General features: G+C 67.3%; 23 protein-coding genes and 1 tRNA gene. 11 read left to right on the top strand and 13 right to left on the bottom strand.

All coding sequences use genetic code 11. The features are described from left to right. Window positions 1-87 precede the first annotated feature (87 nt). Window positions 88-606 (top strand): hypothetical protein, encoded by a 519-nt coding sequence (locus tag AB0C28_RS02480; protein ID WP_358072832.1) that lies wholly within the window; start codon window positions 88-90, stop codon window positions 604-606. A 3-nt stretch (window positions 607-609) separates the two neighbouring features. Here AB0C28_RS02480 and AB0C28_RS02475 read toward each other — a convergent pair whose 3' ends face one another. The 3 genes from AB0C28_RS02475 to AB0C28_RS02465 all read right to left on the bottom strand — a co-directional run bounded on the left by AB0C28_RS02475 (window position 610) and on the right by AB0C28_RS02465 (window position 2431). After that, complete coding sequence (locus AB0C28_RS02475) at window positions 610-1236, bottom strand: class I SAM-dependent methyltransferase (protein ID WP_358072830.1); 627 nt, start codon at window positions 1234-1236, stop codon at window positions 610-612. After that, window positions 1233-1421, bottom strand: coding sequence for a hypothetical protein (locus AB0C28_RS02470; RefSeq protein WP_357839641.1), 189 nt, complete (start codon window positions 1419-1421; stop codon window positions 1233-1235). The genes AB0C28_RS02475 and AB0C28_RS02470 overlap by 4 nt, the downstream gene beginning before the upstream one ends. A 161-nt stretch (window positions 1422-1582) precedes the next feature. Beyond that, complete coding sequence (locus AB0C28_RS02465) at window positions 1583-2431, bottom strand: alpha/beta hydrolase (protein ID WP_357839644.1); 849 nt, start codon at window positions 2429-2431, stop codon at window positions 1583-1585. 78 nt (window positions 2432-2509) lie between these two features. Here AB0C28_RS02465 and AB0C28_RS02460 point away from each other — a divergent pair, with 78 nt between their 5' ends. Beyond that, a complete protein-coding gene (locus AB0C28_RS02460) occupies window positions 2510-3139 on the top strand; it encodes an ABATE domain-containing protein (RefSeq protein WP_358072828.1) in 630 nt (209 codons plus the stop codon). 231 nt (window positions 3140-3370) lie between these two features. Further along, window positions 3371-3931 carry a hypothetical protein gene (locus AB0C28_RS02455; protein ID WP_358072826.1) on the top strand — a complete coding sequence of 187 codons (561 nt, stop codon included), beginning with the start codon at window positions 3371-3373 and terminating at the stop codon, window positions 3929-3931. Between the two features lie 426 nt (window positions 3932-4357). Here AB0C28_RS02455 and AB0C28_RS02450 read toward each other — a convergent pair whose 3' ends face one another. From AB0C28_RS02450 to dnaA, 10 genes are all read right to left on the bottom strand, one after another. Further along, window positions 4358-4654, bottom strand: a complete 297-nt coding sequence (locus tag AB0C28_RS02450) for a GntR family transcriptional regulator (protein ID WP_358072824.1) — start codon at window positions 4652-4654, stop codon at window positions 4358-4360. Between the two features lie 87 nt (window positions 4655-4741). After that, window positions 4742-4815: transfer RNA gene (locus AB0C28_RS02445), tRNA-Ile, on the bottom strand. Between the two features lie 128 nt (window positions 4816-4943). Then, window positions 4944-5690 (bottom strand): DUF3566 domain-containing protein, encoded by a 747-nt coding sequence (locus tag AB0C28_RS02440; RefSeq protein WP_358072822.1) that lies wholly within the window; start codon window positions 5688-5690, stop codon window positions 4944-4946. Window positions 5691-5693: 3 nt separating this feature from the next. Further along, complete coding sequence (gyrA, locus tag AB0C28_RS02435; protein ID WP_357839657.1) at window positions 5694-8192, bottom strand: DNA gyrase subunit A; 2499 nt, start codon at window positions 8190-8192, stop codon at window positions 5694-5696. Between the two features lie 21 nt (window positions 8193-8213). Beyond that, a complete protein-coding gene (gene gyrB / locus AB0C28_RS02430) occupies window positions 8214-10157 on the bottom strand; it encodes a DNA topoisomerase (ATP-hydrolyzing) subunit B (RefSeq protein ID WP_357839660.1) in 1944 nt (647 codons plus the stop codon). A gap of 305 nt (window positions 10158-10462) precedes the next feature. After that, window positions 10463-11098 carry a DciA family protein gene (locus AB0C28_RS02425; RefSeq protein WP_358072820.1) on the bottom strand — a complete coding sequence of 212 codons (636 nt, stop codon included), beginning with the start codon at window positions 11096-11098 and terminating at the stop codon, window positions 10463-10465. Beyond that, on the bottom strand, window positions 11088-12332 hold the full coding sequence (gene recF / locus AB0C28_RS02420; RefSeq protein ID WP_358072817.1) for a DNA replication/repair protein RecF: 1245 nt from the start codon (window positions 12330-12332) through the stop codon (window positions 11088-11090). Before recF ends, AB0C28_RS02425 begins: the two co-directional genes overlap by 11 nt. 155 nt (window positions 12333-12487) lie before the next feature. After that, entirely contained in the window at window positions 12488-13432 is a 945-nt protein-coding gene (gene gnd, locus AB0C28_RS02415) for a phosphogluconate dehydrogenase (NAD(+)-dependent, decarboxylating) (RefSeq protein ID WP_358072815.1), read from the bottom strand. A gap of 49 nt (window positions 13433-13481) precedes the next feature. Beyond that, window positions 13482-14621, bottom strand: coding sequence for a DNA polymerase III subunit beta (gene dnaN / locus AB0C28_RS02410; protein WP_357840672.1), 1140 nt, complete (start codon window positions 14619-14621; stop codon window positions 13482-13484). Window positions 14622-15162: 541 nt separating this feature from the next. Next, window positions 15163-16743, bottom strand: a complete 1581-nt coding sequence (dnaA, locus tag AB0C28_RS02405; RefSeq protein WP_346109215.1) for a chromosomal replication initiator protein DnaA — start codon at window positions 16741-16743, stop codon at window positions 15163-15165. A gap of 446 nt (window positions 16744-17189) precedes the next feature. Here dnaA and rpmH point away from each other — a divergent pair, with 446 nt between their 5' ends. From rpmH to AB0C28_RS02365, 8 genes are all read left to right on the top strand, one after another. Then, window positions 17190-17327 carry a 50S ribosomal protein L34 gene (gene rpmH / locus AB0C28_RS02400; RefSeq protein WP_043614899.1) on the top strand — a complete coding sequence of 46 codons (138 nt, stop codon included), beginning with the start codon at window positions 17190-17192 and terminating at the stop codon, window positions 17325-17327. 59 nt (window positions 17328-17386) lie between these two features. Then, window positions 17387-17749 (top strand): ribonuclease P protein component, encoded by a 363-nt coding sequence (gene rnpA / locus AB0C28_RS02395; protein ID WP_357839675.1) that lies wholly within the window; start codon window positions 17387-17389, stop codon window positions 17747-17749. After that, window positions 17746-18027 (top strand): membrane protein insertion efficiency factor YidD, encoded by a 282-nt coding sequence (gene yidD / locus AB0C28_RS02390; RefSeq protein ID WP_357839678.1) that lies wholly within the window; start codon window positions 17746-17748, stop codon window positions 18025-18027. Before rnpA ends, yidD begins: the two co-directional genes overlap by 4 nt. Window positions 18028-18031: 4 nt before the next feature. Then, window positions 18032-18982 carry a membrane protein insertase YidC gene (gene yidC / locus AB0C28_RS02385; RefSeq protein ID WP_346109209.1) on the top strand — a complete coding sequence of 317 codons (951 nt, stop codon included), beginning with the start codon at window positions 18032-18034 and terminating at the stop codon, window positions 18980-18982. A gap of 20 nt (window positions 18983-19002) precedes the next feature. Next, window positions 19003-19491: a R3H domain-containing nucleic acid-binding protein gene (locus AB0C28_RS02380; protein WP_346109300.1), complete on the top strand. Its 489-nt coding sequence runs from the start codon at window positions 19003-19005 to the stop codon at window positions 19489-19491. A gap of 477 nt (window positions 19492-19968) precedes the next feature. Continuing rightward, window positions 19969-20673: a 16S rRNA (guanine(527)-N(7))-methyltransferase RsmG gene (gene rsmG, locus AB0C28_RS02375; protein ID WP_357839681.1), complete on the top strand. Its 705-nt coding sequence runs from the start codon at window positions 19969-19971 to the stop codon at window positions 20671-20673. 137 nt (window positions 20674-20810) lie between these two features. Then, a complete protein-coding gene (locus AB0C28_RS02370) occupies window positions 20811-21746 on the top strand; it encodes a ParA family protein (protein WP_357840675.1) in 936 nt (311 codons plus the stop codon). Between the two features lie 1062 nt (window positions 21747-22808). Beyond that, window positions 22809-23783 carry a ParB/RepB/Spo0J family partition protein gene (locus AB0C28_RS02365; RefSeq protein WP_358072812.1) on the top strand — a complete coding sequence of 325 codons (975 nt, stop codon included), beginning with the start codon at window positions 22809-22811 and terminating at the stop codon, window positions 23781-23783. Window positions 23784-24637 lie beyond the last annotated feature (854 nt).

Below are 24637 nucleotides of genomic sequence, written 5' to 3'. Positions count from 1 at the left end.
TATCCACCCGAATATCACCCGCCGTCCGCACGTCCCCACCCCCATTCGTGATCTCCATGATGATCGAAACCAGCTACCCTGCCGGACGTGCGGCGATTAACGACTTCCCGGGCAGCCCGGCTCACCCTCGCAGCGGCCTTAGCGACAGCCGTGGCACTCGTGGCGGCACTCCTGGCAGCACGACGCCGCCCCCGAGACACCATCACCCAACCACCGCCCACCATCCCCATCACCCGCGCCACCCTTGGCCCCGAGCCCCCAGTCGAACGGCCGGCCCCCGTCCCGATCCTCGGCACCCCCACAGCCGCGGACCTCAAGCGCTTCACCCCCAAGCCTTCCGTCCTGGACCGCCCACCGGCCGCGCCCCGCCCCCCACGCGAGCCCCTGACGAGGGCGACCCGCCGCCGCCTCACCCGCTGGGCCGTGTTCGCGGGCACCCTGCTCCTCCTGGCCTTGTCCACCCAGGCGCTCGAAAACACGGTCTTCGACAGAGGCCCATCGACGGAGTACGTGGACGAGGTCGTCATCTCGATCCCGGACGGATCGCCGCTACCCGGGGCAGACAACCGCGAAGAGAAGTGGATCTTCCTCGACGTCGGCCCCTGAGCCCTACCGCGGACGACGCAGGGTCAACGACTGGAACCGCGTCTCATCCGCTCCGACAACATGAAAGTCCACGATCTCGAACACCCGCCCGGCGAACTCCTGCAACTCCTCGTCCCCACGGAAGGAGAAGAACCGGGGCGGCTCGTGATCGTCCCCCTCGAAGATCCCCTCTCCGTGCAGGGCGCCGCCGCCGTACACACCGAGGAAGAACAGCCCACCAGGCCGCAGCACCGTACGAACGGTCTCCAGCACCGCCGGCAGATCAGCGTTGGGCACGTGCAGCAGACAGTTGAGCGCGTACGCCGCGTCGAACGACCCCGGCTCGAAGTCGAGCCCCAGGAAATCCATGACGTGAGCGTCGAGGCCCTTCTCCCGGCACAACGCCACCATCACGGGCGACAGATCGACGGCGACGACGTCCAGCCCGCCGTCCCGGAAGAACACACTGTCCTGACCCGTCCCGGCACCGACCTCCAGCAACCGCCCGCCACCGTCGTCCAGAACCCGGCCCAGGAACGCCTCCCGCTCCGCCAGCTTCCACCGCTGCTTACCCGCGCCGTCCCGACGCTCAGCGCCCCCGTCGTAAGCTGCCCGCAGGGCCCCGATCACCTCGTCATAACGTTCGCTCATTTGTCGCGCTGCCCGTAAATGGCAAGAGCGACCGCACCGACCATGAACCCGATGCCGATCAGGGCACAGGAGATCGCGAATCCCGGCTCTCTCGCCACGTTGCCGAAAACCACGCCGAGAATGGCGACGGCGAGCGCGAAAGCACCGGCTAACCACACATAGACAAACAGATCACGATCACTCATGGGCCATCCCCAACATCGAAGCAGTACAAGATCGAAGAAGGCCCAGAATAACCACCCACCACCCGCACGTCCCGCCCCATGCCCGACGAACCGCACAGCGACCGGCACGACCCGCCAGGCCGACGAGCCCACGACGGCCCGGCGGAAATCAGCTCAGGAAGTCAGGCCAAAAAGTCCCGGAGGTGGTCCAGAAGAACCTCCGGCCGCTCCTCAGGAATGAAATGGCCGCATTCCGGGATCTGAGCCCCGGTCACGTCATCGGCGTACTCACGCCAGATCTCCAACGTAGGCAGCCGAGCAGGCAGCCCCACGGACCCCCACAGCGCCAGCACCGGCATCGTCAGCCGCCGGCCGGCGGCGGCGTCCTCGTCGTCCAGCGCGAGGTCCTGCTCGTGAGCGCGGTAGTCGTCGAACCCGGCCCGCAGCGCACCGGGCCTGGAGAACGCCCGCACGTAGGCGTCCACCGCCTCCGGAGTCAGCCCGTCCCGGTTGTAACTCCAACGCTCGAAGAAGTACTCCAAATACCCACGAACATCATTCCCGACCAGCCGCTCAGGCAGGTCCGGCTGCAGGTGGAACAGCCAGTGCCAGTAGCCCGCCGCGACGAACCCGTCCATCCGGCGGAACATCTCACGAGTGGGAACCACGTCGAGCACGGCGAGCCGCTCGACCTGCTCGGGCCGGTCGAGCGCCCAGCGATGCGCGACCCGCGCGCCCCGATCGTGCCCCACCACCGACGCCCGGTCGAAGCCGAGCGACCTCACCAGCCCGGCCATGTCCATCGCCATCCGCCGCTTGTCGTAGCCACTCGCGGGCTTGTCGCTGTGCCCGTACCCACGCAGGTCCGGGGCGACGACCGTGTGATCGGCAGCCAGTCGCCCGAGCACGGGCTCCCAACACAGACTGGTCTGCGGCCACCCATGCAACAGCACCACCAGCGGCCCGGACCCGGCCCGCGTGTAGTGCAGCCGAACACCATCGACAAGGGCCGTACCGGCCTTCACTTCCATGAACGCGCTCCTTCTTCATCTAACCTTTTCATAGGGTTAGAGACGTTAGCACGCGCTTTCGAGACGACAATGGAAGACATGGCACCGACCGACGAGTGGATCCGGGACGGCGGCCGGGTGTGTCTCGACCTGGCGAACACCCTCCGCGACCGCTGGAGCGTGCCCCACGAAACCCTCGTCGACCCTTCAGACCTGACGCGCTGGCTCCACGGCGCCGGCCTGCTGGCAACGGAAGGTCTCCCCAGCCCAAGCGACGCCACACTGCACCAGGCCCGACTCCTGCGAGAGGCCATCGACCGCGCCGTCCTGACCACAGCCGAAGGACGCCTCCCCACCCAGGACGACATCAACCTGATCAACGAAACGGTCGCGGCCGCACCCCGCCCCCTCCTCCAACTCACGATCACCGACGACCACCTCACAACGAGCAGCACCGACACCCCGGTGAACGACGCGACCGCCGCCCTGGGCCTCATCGCCCGCGACGCCATCGACCTCCTGGTCTCTCCAGAAGTGACCCGCGTACGCGTCTGCGCCTCCGACCGCTGCGGCCTGCGCTTCGTGGACCGCTCACAAGGAGGCAGACGCCGCTGGTGCTCGATGAGCCGCTGCGGCAACCGCACCAAGGCCCAGCGCCACCACCTCCGCCTCCGCACCCCTGACACCAACGACAGCGCCGCAGGAATGGAAGACAAGCCGTATCCCTGAAATCCGCACACACAAATCCACAGCGCGAACACACAAAGACCACATGTATGCCGACCGCTATTGTTAGCTCCTGTTTGCTCCAGAGTCAGGACGGCACTCATGGTGGGACCGTCCGCCCGGATCAGCGAATATGTCGAAGGGCCAGGCTTTCCGATCAACTGCTTCAGGCCGATAGTTGGGGGTGCCACTCTTCCCGATCATCGATTCCTGGAAGCAGGGGGAAGCACATTCATGCCCAATTTCGAATGGACCAAAGCCAAGATCGACTCAGAGACCGAAGCCTTGACATCGGCCACGCAGGCAGCGAAAGATCTCCAGGCCCACTGCAACGAGAACGGCTGGAACGAGAGCATCGCCACCACGGCCACCGACTACTACGAGGGTCTTCAGGCACTCCAGGCAAAGCTGTCGCACCTGCGGGGCCTGGTGGAGCAGCAGGAGACCGAAGAGGCGCGTCGGGTGATTACTGGCGCTGATCTCACACTGCTCCGCGAGGACGTCGGACGCATGGTAGCCACCCAAGAAGAACTGGCGAAACGCATAACCACTTCCCACGAAGAGATCGCTGAACATCAGCGGATCAAACACGAACAGATCGCGATCAGCGCGGATGCCGCCTACCAAGCGAGCGCACGCCTCTTCCAGAGCCTGACCGATCTCACCCAGGGGAGCGCAGCGACACCCGAGCCGGAGGTGCACTCCACTCCCGTCGTCGAGGAAGCCCCGCCTCAGCCGCCCTCTTCGGAAACAGAAGAGCCGCCGGAGGAACCGAGCTCTTCAAGCAAAAGCTAGGCCGAACCGCCGCTCCCTGCTCCAATGGCTGAAGACGCTCTTCTCTTGGCGGGGCGCAAGGGCCGGTGAAGGCGATCAAGGCTGAGCAGGAGACGCCCTGAGCAACGCAGAAGCCCCAGCGCATATGTCCTGACCCTCTCAGAGCACGTCGACGCCAGAGAGGCCCTCAGCGTTTCTGCCCTCACCGAGGACATCGGGGACAGCCCATTTCCGGCTCCACCCCGGTGTCCTACGGCACACCGCCGTCGACTCGTAGGGCGTGATCCCGCCAGCCGGTGCCAGACTGGGTCACGCACTCAGCAAAAGGGCCACTCTGCGAATACCGGACAGTGGCTTCGTCGTTGGTCAACTAGGTGCACTACCAGGACTTCAGCCTGAGGCATCTTCCTGATCGGATGCTTCAGTCGAAACGCCTGATCTCCACGATCAAGGAACGGACTGCTGCTCCTGGTACTCGCGATCGGCGCGCCCGCGTTCCTGCTCGGGGTGCTGAAGGCGGGTCGGCGAGACGAGACCGGGCGGTGCAAGTTCCCCTTCGAGGTGCGGCAGGCACCCGCTGAGCAGCCTTTCTACGGCATCGTCGTACTCCTCGGCCATGACGCGGTGGGCCGGCAGGCGAGCCCCGGCGGTGAGCGTGCCGGAGCGGATCTTCTCCCGCAGATCATCTGCAACCCGCACATAGGCGTGTGCCCGTTCCGCCACAGCGAACGGTGTGCCGCTCACGGACGTCACTCGGTGAGCGACAACCCCATAGGCACTCAGAAGATCAAAAAGCCACTTCCGATTTACGGAAATGGCTTGTGGACTATGTGGGGCTACCAGGACTTGAACCTGGGACCTCTTCCTTATCAGGGAAGCGCTCTAACCGTCTGAGCTATAGCCCCGCTCGCACACCGAACGTTATCGCATTCGCCCCAGTGAGGCGAACCGGTTGTTCGGACGAGAAGAGCTTACCGCGTCCGGCAGGCTGCTCGCGCCGCGCGATCCGTGCGCGCGGCGCGAGCCTCCATGCCTATTCGGCCTCGCTGAACGTCACTTCAACGCCGCCCACCAGGTCGGAGGCGATGTTGTAGATGACCGCGCCCAAGGTGGCCAGGGCCGTGATCAGGACGACGTTCACGGCCCCGATCAGGGCCGTGTAGCCGAGGATGCGTACCGGCTCAAACCACGTGGCGATGTCGATCGGGATCGAGCTCTGGCCCTGCTCGCCCTTTCCGAGCTGGTTGACCAGGTCGACGATGGAGTCGAAGACGCCCAGTGCCGACAGCACGCCGTACAGGACGGCCACGGCCACGAACAGCACCACGAAGCAGACGAGGGAGACCACGAAGCTGAACTTCATGGCCGACCACGGCTCGACGCGGCGCAGGACCAGGTGTGCCTTGCGGGGGAGCCGGCCCCCCGCGGAGTTGGACGACTTCTTCTTGGGCAGTTCGAGGGCCGGCGGGGCCTCGGTGGCCAGTGACGGACGCAACCGGACGGTCTCGTTGCCCTCCGGCGGCTGCGCCCCACCAGGCCCACCAGGCCCACCAGGCCCGCCAGGCCCACCGGGACCATTGGGCCCGCCACCGGGCGGAGGACCGGGCTGAGGAGGCGCGGGCTTGCCGGCCTCCTGCCCGGGCAGGGGCCGGCCCTGCGCGGGCGAGGTGTCCTTGCCTTCCTCGACCGGCGTGAATATTTCGGTCTCTGCGGGTTTCTTCGGTTGCTGACCGTTACCCGCAGCCGCCTTTGTCCTGGCGGTGCCACCCTGGGCGCTCATGATTTACTCTCCTCCCCCGTCTTCCTCACTCTCCATCGGAGTCTCCATGGACTCCGCGTTCCGGGCGAGGGCTACCACGCTGTCGCCTTCGGCGAGATTCATCAATCGCACTCCCATGGTCTGGCGGCCGGACTGCTTGATCTCGCCGGCACTCGTCCGGATCACCCCGCCGGCGGACGTGATCGCGAAGACCTCGTCCTCTGGGTTGACCATGACGGCTCCGACCAGCTTGCCACGGGAAGATACGATTTTCGCAGTCAGCACACCCCTACCGCCACGTCCTTGAACCGGATACTGATCCACTGGCGTCCGTTTTGCGTACCCAGCCTTCGTGGCGATAAGCACATCTTGACCGTCGGCGATGCGATTCATGGCCAGAAGTTCGTCACCCTCGAGGAACCTCATGCCGATGACACCGCTGGTCGCCCGCCCCATGGGCCGCAGAGCCTCGTCGGAGGCGGTGAACCGGATCGACTGCGCGCCCTTGGAGACGAGCAGCAGATCGTCGGACTCGGAGACCAGGCGGGCTCCGATGACCTCGTCGTCGTCCCGCAGGTTGATCGCGATCAGACCGCCGGACCTGGGGGAGTCGTACTCGGACAGGCGCGTCTTCTTGACCAGCCCGCTGCGGGTGGCGAGGACGAGATAGGGGGCGACGTTGTAGTCGCGTAGGTCGAGAACCTCCATGACTGTTTCGTCGGGCTGCATGGCGAGAAGGTTCGCCAGATGCATGCCCCGCGCGTCGCGACCCGCGTCGGGCAGCTCGTACGCCTTGACGCGGTAGACCCGGCCCTTGTTCGTGAAGAACAGCAACCAATGGTGCGTCGTGGTGACGAAGAAGTGGTCGACGATGTCGTCCTGGCGCAGTTGCGCGCCGCGCACGCCCTTGCCGCCGCGCTTCTGCGCCCGGTAGAGGTCGGTCCGGGTGCGCTTGGCGTAGCCGCCCCTGGTGATCGTGACGACGATCTCTTCCTCGGCGATGAGGTCCTCGATCGACATGTCGCCGTCGTACGCGATGATCTCGGTCTTGCGCTCGTCGCCGTAGCGGCCGACGATCTCGGCGAGCTCGTCGTTGACGATCTCCCGCTGGCGGCTCTCACTGGCCAGGATCGCGTTGTACTCGGCGATCTGGGTCATCAGCGCGTCGTGCTCGTCCTGGATGGCCTGCCGCTCCAGGGCGGCCAGCTTGCGCAGCTGCATGTCGAGGATGGCCTGCGCCTGGATCTCGTCGATGTCCAGCAGCCCCATCAGGCCCTGCTGGGCGTGCGAGGCGGACTCGGAGGCCCGGATCAGGGCGATGACCTCGTCGAGCCGCTCCAGGGCCTTCAGCAGGCCGCTCAGGACGTGGGCCCGCTCCTCGGCCTTGCGCAGCAGGTAGCGGGTCCTGCGGACGATGACCTCGATCTGGTGCGCCACGTAGTGGCGGATGAACTGGTCGAGCCGCAGGGTCCGCGGCACGCCGTCCACCAGCGCCAGCATGTTGGCGCCGAAGGTGTCCTGGAGCTGGGTGTGCTTGTAGAGGTTGTTGAGGACGACCTTGGCGACCGCGTCGCGCTTGAGCACGATGACCAGGCGCTGCCCGACCCGCGACGAGCTCTCGTCGCGGACGTCGGCGATGCCGGTCAGCTTGCCCTCGCGCACCAGCTCAGCGATCTTCAGCGCGAGGTTGTCGGGATTGACCTGGTACGGGAGCTCGGTGACGACCAGAGCCTGCCGGCCCTTGTCCTCCTCGACCTCGACCACGGCCCGCATGGTGATCGAGCCGCGCCCGGTGCGGTAGGCGTCCTCGATCCCGCGCCGGCCCACGATGAGCGCCTTGGTCGGGAAGTCGGGCCCCTTGACCAGCCTCATGGCCGCTTCGAGCAGCTCTTCCTCGCTGGCCTCCGGGTTTTCCAGGGCCCACTTGACCGCGCTGGCGACCTCGCGCAGGTTGTGCGGCGGGATGTTGGTGGCCATGCCGACGGCGATGCCGCCCGAGCCGTTGACCAGCAACTGCGGGATGCGCGCCGGCAGGACGTCGGGCTCCTGCGACTTGCCGTCGTAGTTGGGGCGGAAGTCGACGGTCTCCTTGTCGATGTCCCGCAGCATCTCCATGGCGATGGGCGCGAGCTTGCACTCGGTGTAACGCATCGCCGCCGCCGGGTCGTTGCCGGGCGAGCCGAAGTTGCCCTGCCCGTCGACCAGCGGATATCGCAGCGACCACGACTGCGCCAGGCGGACCAGCGCGTCGTAGATCGAGGTGTCGCCGTGTGGGTGGTAGGTGCCCATCACGTCGCCGACGACGCGGGCGCACTTGAAGTAGCCGCGGTCGGGACGGTAGCCACCGTCGTACATCGCGTAGAGCACCCGCCGGTGCACCGGTTTGAGCCCGTCGCGCACGTCAGGCAGCGCCCTGGACACGATGACGGACATCGCGTAGTCCATGTAACTGCGCTGCATCTCGGACTGGATGTCCACAGGCTCGATGCGGTCAGCCGGGGGAGTGGTGTTCACGTCCGTCACAGGTAAAGGTCCTTCTTGTGGCTAAACGTCGAGGAAGCGCACGTCGCGCGCGTTGCGGATGATGAAGTCGCGCCGCGCCTCCACGTCTTCCCCCATCAGCACGCTGAACAGGTCGTCGGCCTGGGCCGCGTCGTCGAGCGTGACCAGGCGCAGCAGCCGGGTCTCCGGGTTCATCGTGGTCTCCCAGAGCTGGCCGGCGTTCATCTCGCCCAGTCCCTTGAAGCGCTGTACGTTGTCGCGGGGCCGCGGGTCGGGCTTGCCGTTGGCGATGCCTTCGGCGATGACCGCGTCGCGTTCGCTGTCGGAGTAGGCGTAGGAGGCGTCCTCGCCCTTCCGGTCCCACTTGATCTTGTACAGCGGCGGGCACGACAGGTAGACGTGACCTGCCTCGATCAGCGGTCTCATGAACCTGAACAGCAGCGTCAGCAGCAGCGTGTTGATGTGCTGGCCGTCGACGTCGGCGTCGGCCATGAGGATGACCTTGTGATAGCGCAGCTTGGTGATGTCGAACTCGTCGTGCACACCGGTGCCCAGGGCGGTGATCAGCGCCTGGACCTCGTTGTTCTTCAGGACCTTGTCGATCCGCGCCTTCTCGACGTTGAGGATCTTGCCGCGGATGGGCAGGATCGCCTGGAAACGCGAGTCGCGGCCGCCCTTGGCCGAGCCGCCGGCCGAGTCGCCCTCGACGATGAACAGCTCGCACTTCTCCGGGTCGTTCCACTGGCAGTCGGCCAGCTTGCCCGGCAGCCCGCTGCCCGCTTCGAGCAGCGACTTGCGCCTGGTCAGGTCGCGCGCCTGGCGGGCCGCGATGCGGGCGCGTGAGGCCTGCAAGGACTTGTTGATGATGTCCTTGGCCTCGCCGGGGTTGCGCTCGAACCAGTCACGCAGGTGGTCGTTGCAGGCCTTCTGGACGAACGACTTCGCCTCGGTGTTGCCGAGCTTGGTCTTGGTCTGCCCCTCGAACTGCGGGTCGGACAGCTTGACCGAGATGATCGCGGTCAGCCCCTCGCGGACGTCCTCGCCGGAGAGGTTGTCGTCCTTGCCCTCCTTGAGGAACTTCTGCTCGCGCGCGTAGCGGTTGACGATGGACGTCAGCGCCGCGCGGAAGCCCTCCTCGTGGGTGCCGCCCTCGGCGGTGTTGATGACGTTGGCGAAGCTGTAGACCGACTCCGAGTAGGAGTTGTTCCACTGCATGGCGATATCGACCGCGAGGCCGTCGCTCTCCTCCTCGAAGGAGATGATCGACGCGTGCGCCGGCTCCTTCTTGGCGTTGAGGTGCTGCACGAAGTCGGCCAGGCCGCCCTCGTAGTGGTAGGAGACGGAGTGCGGCTCGCCGTTGATGTGGTCGGGGCGCTCGTCGACCAGCGAGATCGTCAGGCCCTTGTTGAGGAAGGCCATCTCCTGGAAGCGTCGCGAAAGCGTCTCGTAGTTCCAGGTGGTGGTCTCGAAGACGTCGGGGTCGGGCCAGAACGTGATCGTGGTGCCGGTCTCGTCGGTCTCCTCGCCCTTGGCCAGGGGGGCCGTGGGCTTGGACATCTCGTAGCGCTGGCGCCAGTAGTGGCCCTTCTGCTTGACCTCCACCTCCATGGCGGTGGACAGCGCGTTGACGACGGCCGAGCCGACGCCGTGCAGGCCGCCGGAGACCGCGTACGACTGGCTGTCGAACTTGCCGCCCGCATGCAATGTGGTCAGCACCACCTCGACCGCGGAGATCTTCTCCACCGGGTGGATGCCGGTGGGGATGCCTCGGCCGTCGTCGACCACGCGGACGCCGTTGTCGGCGAGCAGCGTGACGTCGATCTTGGTCGCGTAACCTGCCAGGGCCTCGTCCACCGCGTTGTCCACGATCTCTTGGACGAGATGGTGAAGGCCGCGCTCGCCGGTGGAGCCGATATACATACCCGGGCGCTTGCGAACCGCCTCAAGCCCCTCGAGTACGGTGATTGAGCTAGCGTCGTAGGACAACTGCGAAATCCTCCTGCCGCGGACACGCGGCTGGGTAGGCGTTCAACGTTCGAAAGCTGCCCCTGCCGTGCCCGTCACCGTCGTGAGTGCCCCGATGCGCGGTCACCCGGGGGAGTCGGCTTGCTGCCGGGGTGACACGCAAGCGGACGTGTCCGGAATCCTTTTTCATTCTACCGCTTCCGGAGGGTCAAGGTGGCAATGAACGCGCCTGTGATGCCCTCTAGCTCGTTTTGCCCCCTGCCGAGCATCCCCCCTCCGGAAAGGGGGCTTATCGCGTCTGCGGCGGTCTGATCGCCCTTGACAGGCTAGCCGTAGGTGTCGCCGGGACCCCGGCTTCCGGTCACCCGCAACCCGCCTGACGGCCGGGGCGCGTTCTGCGGGCCTCTGACCTTGACCTTCGTCACGGTGCCGTCGCCGAGCTCCTCGTTGAGCCTGCGCACGAGGGTGCGCGCGAGCAGCCGCACCTGCGTCGCCCAGGCCGTCGAGTCGGCCGCGATCAGCACCTCGCCGTCGTCGAAGGACTCGGGTCTGGTGTGCATGGCCAGGTCAGGGCCGACGATGGTGGCCCACCGGCCGAACACCGCGCCGACCGCCGCCGAGCGCTCCCAGCCGCGGTCGGCCAGCAGGTCGGCGATGGCGCGGCCGAAGAGCTGGGGATCGCCGCTGTCTCTGCGCGGCCCCGTCGCCTTGCGTCTGGGCTCGCGCCGGGGGAGCTGACCGCGTTTGGCGGCGTCGGCCTTGGCCTGGGCCAGCTTCTCCCGCGCCAGCGCCACGCCCCTGGCCGCCGTGCCGTTGTCCCCAGCCTGTGGACGACCGGCCCCGGATCCGGCGGCTCCGTTCCCGACAGCTCCGTCACTGACGGCCCCGGATCCGCTCGTGCCGCCCGCGTCGGCGCCCGCCTGCGGGCCGGCGCCGACGCCGGGCTTGTCGTCATCGGACACGGGTCACGCTCCCTTCCGCGACGTCGTACCTGCCTCCCACCAGCTCCCCCGGCACGTCGTCCGCCACGGCCGCGGTGATCAGCACCTGCTCGGCCGGCGCGACGATCTCGGCCAGCCGGCGCCGCCGCTGGCTGTCGAGCTCGGCGAACACGTCGTCGAGGATCAGCACGGGGTCTCCGCCGTCGGCCCGCAGCAGGTCGTAGGCGGCCAGCCGGAGCGCCAGCGCGAACGACCACGACTCGCCGTGGCTGGCATAGCCCCTGGCGGGCAGGTCGCCGAGGCCGAGGATCAGGTCGTCGCGGTGCGGCCCGACGAGGGTGACGCCTCGGTCGAGCTCCGACTGGCGGACCTCCAATAGCCGCTCCCGCAGACGTTCTTCAAGGGTTTTCCCCAAGTCTGTGGATAACGTCTGTATATCGAAAGATCCCCGCTCACCGGGGACTTCGCCCTCCTGATCACCCTCAGCCTGGTCCCCACCTGTGGACAACGTGCTGCGGTAGGCGAGGGTCGCCGGAGCGCTCGACGGGGCCAGCGCGGCATAGGACCCGGCCACCAGCGGACGCAGCGCCTCGATGAGCTCAAGGCGGGCCCGCAGCAACTCGGCGCCGTACCGGGCGAGGTGGGCGTCCCAGACCTCCAGAGTGCTCAGCACGTCGCCCGCGCCCGCCGCCGCGAACCCGCTGTCGCCCTCCTGCCGCCGGGCGCTCCTGCTGCCCCTGCGGGCCTGCGCGGCCGTGCGCAGCAGGGCGCCGCGCTGCTTCAGCACGCGGTCGTAGTCGGCGCGGACCCCGGCGAACCTCGGGGCCCTGGCCACCAGCAGGTCGTCGAGGAAGCGGCGGCGCTCGGACGGGTCGCCCTTGGACAACGACAGGTCCTCGGGGGCGAACAGGACGGTGCGCAGCAGGCCGATGGCGTCGCGGGCCCTGGACACGGGGGAGCGGTTGAGCCGGGCGCGGTTGGCCCGGCCCGGGTTGATCTCCAGCTCGATGAGCGCCCGCCGGTCGTCCCGCTGGACGGCACAGCGCACGATCGCCCTGGCGGCGCCCTGCCGTACGAGCGGCGCGTCGCCCGCCACCCGGTGACTGGAGTGCGTCGCGACGTAGCCGAGGGCCTCGACCAGGTTGGTCTTGCCCTGGCCGTTGGGCCCCACGAAGGCCGTGACGCCCGGCTCCAGGCCGAGCTCCACGGACGCGTAGGACCGGAAGTCGGTCAGCGAGAGGTGGGCGACATGCACCCCACGAAGGTTAGTGGGCCTCGCGGGTCACCGGGGTCACCGGCATGCGTTCTTGTGGAAAACCCTGGCCGTTGTGGAAAACCTCGCTGTCGGACGCCGGCGGCGCGGGGTTCCGGACCGGAGAGCGGCCGGAACGGTCAGGACGGCCCGCACGGTCAGCGCTCGGCCTCGCGCGGCGGTTTCACGTCGGCGCCGGGGGAGTCCGCGCCCTTCTCGGTGCCGCCCTCGGCCGAGGTGATGGCGTGGCCGCCGAACTGGTTGCGCAACGCCGCCACGACCTTCATCGCGGGGGAGTCGTCCTGCCGCGAGGCGAACCTGGCGTAGAGCGCGGCGGTGATCACGGGCAGCGGGACCGCGTGGTCGACCGCCGCCTGCACCGTCCACCGGCCCTCGCCGGAGTCTTGGGCGTAGCCGCGCAGCTGTTCGAGGTGCTCGTCGTCGTCGAGCGCCCGGACCATCAGGTCGAGCAGCCAGGAGCGGATCACGGTGCCGGTGCGCCAGCTGCTGAAGGAGCCCCTGACGTCCTTCACCACGTCGGAGGCTTCGAGCAGCTCCCAGCCCTCGGCGAAGGCCTGCATCATGCCGTATTCGATGCCATTGTGGACCATCTTCGCGAAGTGCCCCGCGCCGACGTCGCCGGCGTGGACGAAGCCGTCCTCGCCCTCAGGCTTGAGCGTGTTGAAGATCGGCATGAGGCGGTCGACGTCGGGCTTGTCGCCGCCGCACATGAGCGCGTAGCCGTTCTGCAGGCCCCAGACGCCGCCGCTCACGCCGCAGTCGACGAAGCCGATGCCCTTCTTGGACAGCTCGGCGGCGTGCTTCTGATCATCCACATAGTGGGAGTTTCCGCCGTCGACCACGAGGTCGCCCTCGCTGAGGAGCTCGCCGAGATCGTCGATGGTGCTCTGGGTGGCCTTGCCCGCCGGGACCATGACCCAGACCGCACGCGGCGTCTCGAGGCGCTCGGCCAGCTCCTTGAGGCTGCCGACGTCGCTGACCGCCGGGTCGCGATCGTAGCCGATCACCTCGTGACCGCCGCGGCGCAGCCTCTCGGCCATGTTGCCGCCCATCTTGCCCAGTCCCACCATGCCGATCTGCATGACTGTCCTCTACCCCCTTGTCAGGCTTCCATCATTCCCGACGACCGGTTCAGCCTGACAGGCGGATGGGCATGATCAGATAACGGTAGTCCGTGGTGGCTTGGTCCTCCACAGGCTTGCCACCGGTGAGGATAGCGGGCTTCGTGGACGTGGTCATCTGCAGCCGCGCGACGTCGGAGTCGATGGCCCCGAGACCTTCCAGCAGGAACTGGTGGTTGAAGGCGATGTTCATCTCATCTCCCTCGTAATCCACCGGAAGCGCCTCAACGGCCTGCGCCTCGTCGCCGCTGCCGGCCTCCAGCACGACCTCGCCGCTCTTGAACGCCAGCCGTACGGGGGTGTTGCGCTCGGCGACCAGGGCCACGCGCTTGACCGCCTCGACGAACGGGCCTGTGGACAGGTCGGCCCGGGCGGAGAACTCGGTCGGCAGCAGCGAGCGGTACTTCGGGAACTCGGGGTCGAGCAGGCGCGTCGTCGTACGGCGTCCGGCGCTGGAGAAGCCGATCATGCCCTCGCCGGTGCCTCCTGCGGAGCTCAGTGCGATCTCGACCTCCGCGCCGGTCGCGCCGAGCGCCTTGGCCGTGTCGGCGAGGGTCTTGCCGGGGATCATCGCGATGGCGGAGAAGTCGGGCTGGTCCGGCTGCCACTTGAGCTCGCGCACGGCCAGGCGGTAGCGGTCGGTCGCGGCGAGGGTCACCGTGTCACCCTCGATCTCCATCCGTACGCCGGTGAGCATCGGCAGCGTGTCGTCGCGGCCCGCGGCGACGGCGACCTGACCGACGGCGGAGGCGAACACGTCGCTGCCGACGCGGCCGGCGGCCGGGGGCATGGCCGGCAGGGACGGGTAGTCCTCCACAGGCATGGTCAGCAGGGTGAAGCGGGCGCTGCCGCACGTGACGACGGCCTTGGCTCCGTCCACCACGAAGTCCACAGGCTGTGCGGGAAGGGCGCGGGTGATCTCGGCGAGCAGCTTGCCCGAGACCAGCACGACGCCCGGCTCGCCCGTGTGGACCTCCAGCGTCACCTCGGCGGAGACCTCGTAGTCGAATCCGGAGAGCTTGAGCTGAGTCCCCTCCGTGACCTCCAGGCGCATGCCGGCGAGAACGGGCACCGACGGACGCGCCGGGAGGCTGCGTGCCGTCCATGCCACCGCCTCAGCGAGGACGTCTCGCTCGATTCGGAACATCACGGTCATCAGCCTCCTGGGTCGTCGTTGATTCAAGGATCTCAAGGATCCACCCTCCCGGACTCGCGCTCCGGGAGAACCCCTCTATGGGTCTTTGAGTTTCCTAGTTAGAGATATAGAGGTCATCACACTAGGGGCTGTGGGAACTGTGGACAACCGGCGTCTTGGCTGGTCAGCGGCCATATTTTCATCCACTGGGGATGTGGGTGACGCCTGGGGAGAACTTCCGCGCCTGGGGATGACGATTCTTCGCCCACAGGCCGTCCCCAGATCATGGTGCCTTCATCCACCGTCAGACCGGGGTTATCCACGAGGTTTCCACAGGTTGTCCACGGGGTAAAACGGGCCCTTCTGGAGCCCCAGATCCGTTGTTCACAGTCTGTCCACACACTGTCCACTGGTAGTCCCCAGGTTCTCCCCAGGATGTCCCCACCCTTGTCCCCAACCAATGTGGACGGATTTTTCCCACCATTGCCGGGCGAACGGCGAGTGAATTTTTGCGTTTGCGCTGGTCCACAGCGTTTTCCACAGGCTGTGTATGAACTCAAGATCCACGCTGTGTCTGCTTGATCCGCATTGTCAGCTCGTTGACCTGGTTGTACATCGACCTGCGCTCCGCGATCAGCGAGCGGATCTTGCGCTCGGCGTGCATCACGGTGGTGTGGTCGCGGCCGCCGAACTGCTGGCCGATCTTCGGCAGCGACAGCTCGGTCAGCTCGCGGGCGAGGTACATCGCGATCTGCCTGGCGTTGACGAGCGCCCTGCTGCGGGAGGTGCCGCACAGGTCGTCGATGCTGATGCCGAAGTATTGAGCGGTCTGGTTCATGATCGCCGCGATGGTGATCTCGGTGTCGGACTCCGAGGTGATGAGGTCCTTCAGCACCACCTCGGCCAGCTGCAGGTCGACGCCCTGCCGGTTGAGGCTGGCGAACGCGGTGACCCTGATCAGCGCGCCCTCCAGCTCACGGATGTTGGTGGAGATGCGGCTGGCGATGTATTCGAGCACCTCGGGCGGCGCGGCCAGGCCCTCCTGGATGGCCTTCTTGCGCAGGATGGCGATCCGGGTCTCCAGCTCGGGCGGCTGGACGTCGGTGATCAGGCCCCACTCGAACCGGTTGCGCAGCCGGTCCTCCAGCGTGATGAGCTGCTTGGGCGCCCGGTCGCTGGAGATGACGATCTGCTTGTTGGCGTTGTGCAGCGTGTTGAAGGTGTGGAAGAACTCCTCCTGCGTCTGCTCCTTGCCCTCCAGGAACTGGATGTCGTCCACGAGCAGGATGTCGATCGCCCGGTAGCGGCCGCGGAAGCCGTCGGCCTTGTGGTCGCGGATGCTGTTGATGAAGTCGTTGGTGAACTCCTCGGAGCTCACGTATCTGACCCGGGCGCCGTCGTACAGGCTCTGGGCGTAATGCCCGATGGCGTGCAGCAGGTGCGTCTTGCCCAGCCCGGAGTCTCCATAGATGAACAGCGGGTTGTACGCCTTCGCCGGCGACTCGGCCACCGCCACCGCCGCCGCGTGCGCGAAGCGATTGCTGGCACCGATGACGAATGTCTCAAATGTGTACTTCTGATTGAGCCTGGCCGGTTCGCTGGGCTTGTTGCTCTTCGCCTCCCACCGATTGGGCGCCGGTTCCGGCGTCTTCTCCACAGGCGGTGTGTACGGCTGCGCCTGTTCAAAAGAGAAGCCCTGCTGTGGATATTCGGTGGATATCTGCGGCGGCTCGGGCTGTGGAGAATAGAACTGAGGGGGCTCGGAAGCCGGGTTGTGCTGCGGTTGCGCGGGCTGTGCATAACGCAGCTGACTCTCCACACCCTGGGGATAACTCTGAGTCACAGGCTGTTGATGAGAGTCGACCGTCGGCTGTTCGGGGGCCGTGGTGTCGATCATCACGGCCAGGCGCATGGTCCGGCCGAGCTCCTGGGAGAGCGCGTGCGCGACCAGCGGGCGCAGTTTGCCCTCGATGAGGTCCTTGAGGAAGTCGTTGGGGACGCCGAGCACGATCGTGTCGTTGGCCAGGGCGATCGGACGCACCATCGACAGCCAGGTGCGCTGCTGGATGGGCACGTTCTCGTTGAGGAAGTTGCTCAGGGCGCTCGCCCATACCGTGCCGAGGTCGACACCGTTCATGGTGCGGTTCCCCTCCTCCATCTCGCGGCCCCCCGCGATCGTTTATCCACATGGCACGACCGCCCGCTGATGATCGACGGCCCTTCGTCCACACGTGGCGGCCGGGCATCCCGCCCACGCTCTCCACAGGAGATCCACAGACTGTCCACAGCGCTTGAGCGGGCCTGGAAGGGCCGACAGTATCCATGTGCACAGCTGTGTTCAAGACGTTGTCCACAGCCTAGTGGTAGCTGGGTACACATACTGTGGACGTGGGGCCGGCGGTGGACAAGTGGCCTGTGGATTAGTGGATAACCGGTCCGGTTTGACCTGGACGGTGCTTGCCCCGTAACGTACGACGGTCGGCTTGTCACGCGACGGCTATTTGCCGTGCCCTCGCTTCCTTGGCAGGCCATCCATGAGTGTTAGGCGCCTTCGTGGCGCACCATCAAGCCTGGAGCCCACCCGTGAGCAAGCGTACTTTCCAGCCGAACAACCGTCGCCGCGCGAAGACCCACGGCTTCCGGCTGCGGATGCGCACCCGGGCCGGTCGCGCCATCCTCGCCGCTCGCCGCCGTAAGGGCCGCGAGAAGCTGTCGGCCTGATCGTCCCTCGCGTTAGCAGCCCGCCGGTGCCTCATACCGGCGGGCGTTAGACGTATACGGTGCTGTCCCGTCAATCCCGCATGCGCCGCGGGGAGGAGTTCGATGCGGCGGTCAAGCGCGGCAAACGCGCCGGCCGCCCGACTCTCGTGGTGCATTTCACCATTTCCGGGGAAGAGCCACCCCGGGTCGGTTTCGTCGTGAGCAAGGCCGTCGGTGGCGCAGTGACCCGGAACAAGGTCAAGCGGCGGCTTCGACACCTCATGCGGGACCGTCTCGACGCGCTGCCACGAGGTAGCCTGCTTGTGGTACGCGCCAATCCACCGGCCGCGTCCGCGGGATTCGAGCAACTGGCCGCCGAACTCGATCTCGCGCTGGCTCGTTTGCTCAGGCGGCGCGAGTCCTCGACGGGTGGACAGAGATGACGGAGCAACCGCAAGGGGCGGCGCCGGGCCTGGCGGCCCGGGCGCTGATCGTCCCCATCCGGTTCTATCGGGCGTTCATCAGCCCCATGCTCGGTCCACGCTGCCGGTTCTACCCGTCCTGCAGCGCGTACGGACTCGAAGCGATCGCCGTACATGGAGCATTGCGCGGCATTTGGCTGACTGTCCGGCGCATCGGGCGGTGCCACCCATTCCATCCCGGAGGTATTGACCCGGTGCCCCCACGCCCGGTCCGGTCCCACGAAACGCAAGGGAGATAGCTCGGTGGAGCTGTCCTGGCTGAGCTGGCTGTACCAAGCCGTAGCCCAAGTCATCATCTGGATCCATACTGCATACAGCACGGTCCTCAACCCGGACAGCGGGCTGACCTGGGCGTTGACGATCATCACGCTGACCGTGTTCATGCGGATCCTGATCTTCCCGCTCTTCCTGAAGCAGATGCGCTCGTCGCGGAAGATGCAGGAACTCGCCCCCAAGGTTCAGGAGCTGCGCAAGCGTTACAAGAACGACAAGCAGCGGATGAACCAGGAGGTCATGGCGCTCTACCAGGGCGCCGGCGCCAACCCGCTCGGCGGCTGCCTCCCGGTCGTGGCCCAGTTCCCGATCTTCATCTCCATGTTCACCGTGCTGCACAACATGGCCGACGGGCACGCCAAGTACGGGATGACGCAGGAGCTGGTCGACAGCGCCCGGGCGGCGCACATCTTCGGCGCGCCGCTGCCCGCCAACTTCTTCATGTCGGAGGCGCAGCTCCAGACGTTCGGGGCCGGCAACATCCAGACCAAGATCGTCCTGGGGATCTTCGTCGCGGTCAGCTCGCTGACCACGTTCCTCACCGTCCGGCAGAGCGTCACCCGCTCCATGGCGCAGATGCCGGACAACCCCATGGCGCAGCAGCAGAAGATCCTCATGTACATCTCGCCGCTGTTCGCCTTCTTCAGCCTGAACTTCCCCCTCGGTCTGATCATGTACTGGGTCACCACCAACCTGTGGACCCTCGGTCAGCAGCACTGGTTCTACAGCCGCCACCCGATGCCGCAGTACGACGCCAAGGGCAACGTGATCCCGGTCGAGCCGAAGGCCGGTCTGATCGCCAAGCTCCGCAAGACCACTCCGGAAGAACAGGCCCCTCCGCCCCCTCCGGAGCCTAAGATCATCAGACAGCAGCCGAGCAGGCAGAGCCGCAGCAAGCGCACCGGCAGCAAGAAGTCGTGAACACGAAGGAGAGGCCGGCCATGACCGAGGCCGAGCAGGAGAAGGCTCCTGATCTCAATGCGCTGGAGCAGGAAGGCGAAATCGCTGCCGACTACGTCGAAGGGCTTCTCGACATCGCCGACATCGACGGCGACATCGACATGGACGTCGAAGGCGATCGCGCCCTGGTCTCCGTCGTCGGGCTGAAAGGCACGGAGCTGGTTGGGCCGGCCGGAGAGGTCCTCGAGGCGCTGCAGGAGCTGACCCGTCTGGCCGTGCACCGGCAGACGGGGGAGCGCTCTCGGCTGATGCTCGACGTGGCGGGCTACCGCGAGCGGCGCCGGGCCGAGCTCACCAAGCTCGGCACCGAGATCGCCAACCAGGTCAAGGAGCGCGGCGAGCCCAAGTCGCTGCAGCCGATGACCCCGTTCGAGCGCAAGATCGTCCACGACGCGGTGGCCGCCGCCGGGCTCCGCAGCGAGTCCGAAGGCGAGGAGCCGCAGCGGTACGTGGTGGTCCTGCCCGCCTGAGGCGCGTCCCGCCATCCGATCCGGCCGTCTGCCCGCCGTCGCGCGCGGCAGACGGCCGTTTCGCGTTCCTGCCCTTCTGTTTTGGTACGTAGCCTTTGTCCCGGTACGGAGGAGCGGCCGGCAGTCGGCGCCGCGGATCACCCACTCGGGAAGCCGCTCAGATCGGGTGTCCACCCTCAGCGGGGCCGGTCGCACACCGGAGGGTCGGCAGCACCGAGGAGCTCACCCGGACCGAGGGGTCGGCCGCACCTGGAAGGGGTACCGGGACCAGGAGCACCCGCACACCCAGGGTTGGCTGACGGCGTGCTCACAGGCCACCTTCATCCGGGCCCGATAGTCTTCCCTTGTGATCTCACCCTTAGCCTTGGGTGAAGACCGGACTCTCAGACACCGTCGCCTTACCGTGTTGACCCCGCTTCTTTCGCGTCGGGGGTCACGAGACCGGGCGGCGAACCCCGTTCCAGCGAAACACCGAGCATGGGCGACCAGCCCCAGAAAGGCCACCGACCAGTGAGCGATGAGCTTCCGGAGCCTCCGGAAATAGCGCGGGACGTCTTCGTCGGGGAGGCTTGGGATCGCGCACGCGCGTTCGCCGAGCTGCTCGCGGGACCCGGCGTGGTCCGCGGGCTGCTGGGTCCGCGGGAGGTGCCCCGGATCTGGGATCGCCACCTGCTCAACTGCGCCGTCGTGGCCGAGGCCGTACCGGAGGAGGTGCGGCTGGTGGACATCGGCTCCGGCGCCGGGCTGCCCGGGCTGGTGCTGGCGATCGTCCGGCAGGACATCACGGTTACGCTGCTGGAGCCGCTGCTGCGTCGTACCGTGTTCCTGGAGGAATGTGTCGAGGCGCTCAAGCTCGACAACGTCGAGGTGCTGCGCGGCCGGGCGGAGGAGCTGGCCGGGCAGCGCGAGTTCGACGTGGCCAGCGCTCGTGCGGTCGCGCCGCTCGACCGCCTCCTCACGTGGGCGATGCCGCTGCTGCGTGAGGGCGGCGAGCTGATCGCCATGAAGGGGGAGCGGGCCGCCGGCGAACTCGCCGAGGCACAGTCGCAATTGCAGGCCAGCGGAGCACGAACGGCCGAGCTTGTGACCGTCGGGCACGGTAAGGTCGAGCCGCCTGCAACATTGGTTCGGGTGGTAGCGGGTCGCGCGCCGGAGCGTGCCAGGCGGCGACGAAGGAGGTGACGGTTGTGCCAGTCGCGTCAAGTGGTCTTGGCTGGCCGGACAACCGTCCGTCTGAGAGCCCAACCGGAGTTGGCTGGCCCGAAATGGGCGTGTCGCGACAGCAAATTCCCGGCACCGGCACACCACTGGTTGAAAGGATGGCGAACGTGACCCAGACCCCCCTGAACCCCGGTGATTCGCCGTTGGTACGAGAGGCGCTCAGCTCAGTGGTTTCACGTGAAACATCTGCAACCCAGACGGCCGCCCAGACCGGCGAAACCTCCGGCGATGGCGACGGCACCTGGCCGCGCCCGTCCAAGACCAGAGTGGTCGCCGTGGCCAACCAGAAGGGTGGCGTGGGCAAGACGACCACTTCGGTCAACATCGCCGCCGCCCTGTCGATGCACGGCCAGCGAGTCCTCGTGGTGGACCTCGACCCCCAGGGCAACGCTTCCACCGCCCTGGCGACCGAGCATCGTGGCGATGTGCCCGACGTGTACCAGGTGCTCGTGGACGATCTCCCCATGGCGGACATCGTCAAGCAGGTGCCGGAGATGCCGAACCTCTTTTGCGCTCCCGCCACCATTGATCTTGCTGGTGCTGAGATCGAGCTGGTCTCGTTGGTGGCCAGAGAGGCGCGACTGCGGCGGGCGCTGGCGGCGTACGAGGCGATGGAGCTCGACTACATCATCATCGACTGCCCGCCGTCCCTCGGCCTGCTGACCGTCAACGCGCTGGTGGCCGCGGACGAGGTGATGATCCCGATCCAGTGCGAGTACTACGCCCTTGAGGGCCTCGGGCAGCTGCTCAGGAACGTGGACCTGATCAAGGCTCACCTCAACCCGACGCTGCGCCTGTCGACGATCGTGCTGACGATGTACGACGGCCGCACCCGGCTCGCGTCGCAGGTGGCCGACGAAGTACGGGCGCATTTCGGGGACACGGTGCTCAACACGGTGATCCCGCGGAGCGTGCGGCTGTCGGAGGCGCCCAGTTATGGGCAGTCGGTGATGACGTACGATCCGGGGTCGAGTGGGGCGATGGCGTACATGGACGCGGCCCGCGAGATAGCCCACCGCGCCACCGTCGCCTGACCTTCACCGCTCGGCTGCTTGAGCGGTGGCGCCGCTGAGAACGCCTGGGCGTCCGAGCTTGCCGGCCTCCCGAGGCCGGCTGATCTGGGCGGGGGACGGGCGGGTTCGCGGGTGTCGCGACGCGCCATCCCGACGAAACGATCTCGTCAGCCCTTCGCCCTGGCCATGGGGCATCCAGGTGCCTGCTCCCACGGCACCGAGGCCCGGCATCGTCATGGGTGCATAGCGTCGTGGACGGCGTCGTCATGCGCGCTTTGGGGGAGCCATGTGCTGGGTCGTGCTCTACCGCGCCAGCCGTGCAGTGCTGCGCCAGCCGTGCAGTGCTGCGTCGGCCGTGCAGTGCTGCGCTGGGCATGCTCTGCCGCGCCGACGGTGCTGTGCCGCGTCGGCCATGCTCCGCCGTGCGAGCGGTGTCTCCCGACAGCCCTCTGAGCGTTGCGCATGAATGGAAACGTCCCCGGATGGCGCGCATGAGCACCGCTTGCGAGTACCCCGCTCGGGCCCTGGACGAGGGTCACGTCACGCCCCATGCGGTGGCCGGTCATCGTCACCTTCATCACCGACGGCCCGCACTGCGACTCTTGCGCAAACCCGTGCAGGCATCCCCGTGTGAGAGCTGCCCCGCGAGCACCCGCATGCAGGCACCCACGTGTGAGAACTGCCCTGCAGGCGCCCGCGTGCAGGCACCTCCGTGTGAGCACTCTCGCGCGGGCATATCCGTGCGGACATCCACGCACGGGCACCAGCAGGCGGCATCTCCGGCGGACACCAACGCGCGGGGAGCTGCGTTCGGCACCTTCGTGGGGGCACCGGCGTGCGGGCATCGGCGTGCGGCAACCCCGTGCGGATACCGGCGTGCAGGCACTCTCATGCGGGCACGGGCTGAAACGGGGTGCATCCACTGGATCCGCATCTTGGGGCTCGGTCACGAGTTGGGCAGGTTTGTGACCGTGTCGGTGTAAATCCAACTGGGCGGTGTGTGGCGAGGGGGCACTACGTCGGGCCCGCGACGGTAACCTCTCCTGGAGTGACCGGAATCGACCGGCTGGATGAGGAGACGCAGTGAGTCAGCAGCGGCGGGGATTGGGCAAGGGGCTCGGGGCGCTCATCCCGACCGGTCCCATCGTTGACGGCACGGGGACGGCGCCGTCCCCTGCTAACGGTTCAACGGGGGAGACGGGGCCGAAGCCGATCGCCGGGGCGTACTTCAAAGAGGTCGCCTTGTCCGCGATCGTCCCCAATCCACGTCAGCCACGTGACGTCTTCGACGTGGAGCGCTTGGAGGAGTTGGCGGCGTCCATCCGCGAAGTCGGTCTGTTGCAGCCGATCGTGGTCCGTTCGGTGGGCGGCGGTCAGTACGAGCTGATCATGGGGGAGCGGCGTTGGCGGGCCTGCCAGCAGGTCGGCTTGGATCCGGTGCCGGCGATCGTGCGCAACACCCAGGACACCGATCTCTTGCGGGACGCGCTGATCGAAAACCTGCAGCGCGAGCAACTGAACGCTCTTGAAGAGGCGGCGGCCTATCAGCAATTGCTTGACGACTTCCAGGCGACGCATGACCAGCTCGCCAAGAAGGTCGGCCGCTCCCGTTCTCACATCACGAACACTCTCCGCCTGCTGGGCCTCCCGCCCGAAGTCCAGCGTACGGTGGCGGCTGGCGTCATCAGCGCCGGCCACGCCCGCGCCCTCCTCGGGCTCAAAAGCCCCGAAGCGCAACTGAAGCTCGCCAAGCGCATCGTCGCCGAGCTCCTCTCGGTACGTGCAGTGGAGGAGATCGTCGCCACGGGCAGCGCCACGGGCAGCCCGGCGGGGACCGAGAAGACACCCCGGGAGCGCCAGCCCGCCAAGCCCACCGCCCCCGGCCTCACCCATCTGGCCGACCGCCTCTCGGATCACTTCGAGACCAAGGTGAAGGTGGACCTGGGGCGGCGGAAGGGGCGGATCGTCGTGGAGTTCGCCACGATCGACGACCTTGAGCGCATCATCGGGACGATGGCTCCGGAGGCTGTGCGGGCGATGCGGGATTCTGAGGAGTGAGCGTTCGAGGGTAGGGCGGGCGTGTGTTTCACGTGAAACACACGCCCTTCGTCTTGTCGGCCACCCTCCGCGCCCCCGACCTCCCACGGCCGCCACACCCCTCCTAGACCCATGTCTCTCCCGCCGTCACCAAGCTCTCCCTCGACCGCACGCCCTTTCCACCGTCGCCACGCCTCTCCCCAGACCGCACACCCCCCTCTGCCCTCGCCACCCTTTCCACTTGACCGCCCACCCCCTTCCGCCGTCGTGATGCCTCTCGCCAGTTCGCCCTTGCTTCAACCGCTGCCACGCACCTCCGGACCCCACAACCCCTCCCGCCGTCGCGACGCCTCTCCCCAAATTGCCCTCCCTTCCGCCCTCGCCACCCTCTCTTCTTGACCGCAAACCCCTTCTGCCGCCGTGATGCCTCTCGCCGGTGCGCCCTCCCTTCCACCGTCGCCACACACCTCCGAACCCCACAACCCCTCCCGCGGTGTCCGCCTCCCGCGGTGTCCGCCTCCCGCGGTGTCCGCCTCCCGCGGTGTCCGCCGTCCGGCGCGTCCGCCATCTCCGCCCCTTCTGGCGTCTCGCTCGTCCGGGTGCTCGGCCGTTCACCGTCTCCCTCGCCTACCTCGTTGAAGGCAGCGCCGTCTTCGCCACGCTTCTGATCGTCGTCTGCCGTCTGTTGTCTCGGCTCCCTGACTTCCCGCCGCAGCCACTCATCTCGTCTCCGGACTCCGAGATCTCCCGCCTCGCAGCGCCTTCACCCCTCGGCCTTCGCCCCTCGGCCTTCGCCCCTCGGCCTTCGCCCCTCGGCCTTCGCCCCTCGGCCTTCGCCCCTCGGCCTTCGCCCCTCGGCCTTCGCCCCTCGGCCT

This window comes from Nonomuraea sp. NPDC048892 (assembly GCF_040649735.1).
Taxonomy (GTDB): domain Bacteria; phylum Actinomycetota; class Actinomycetes; order Streptosporangiales; family Streptosporangiaceae; genus Nonomuraea; species Nonomuraea maheshkhaliensis.
Note: the sequence above shows the minus strand (reverse complement) of the source record. Positions and strands in the feature narration are given on the sequence as shown.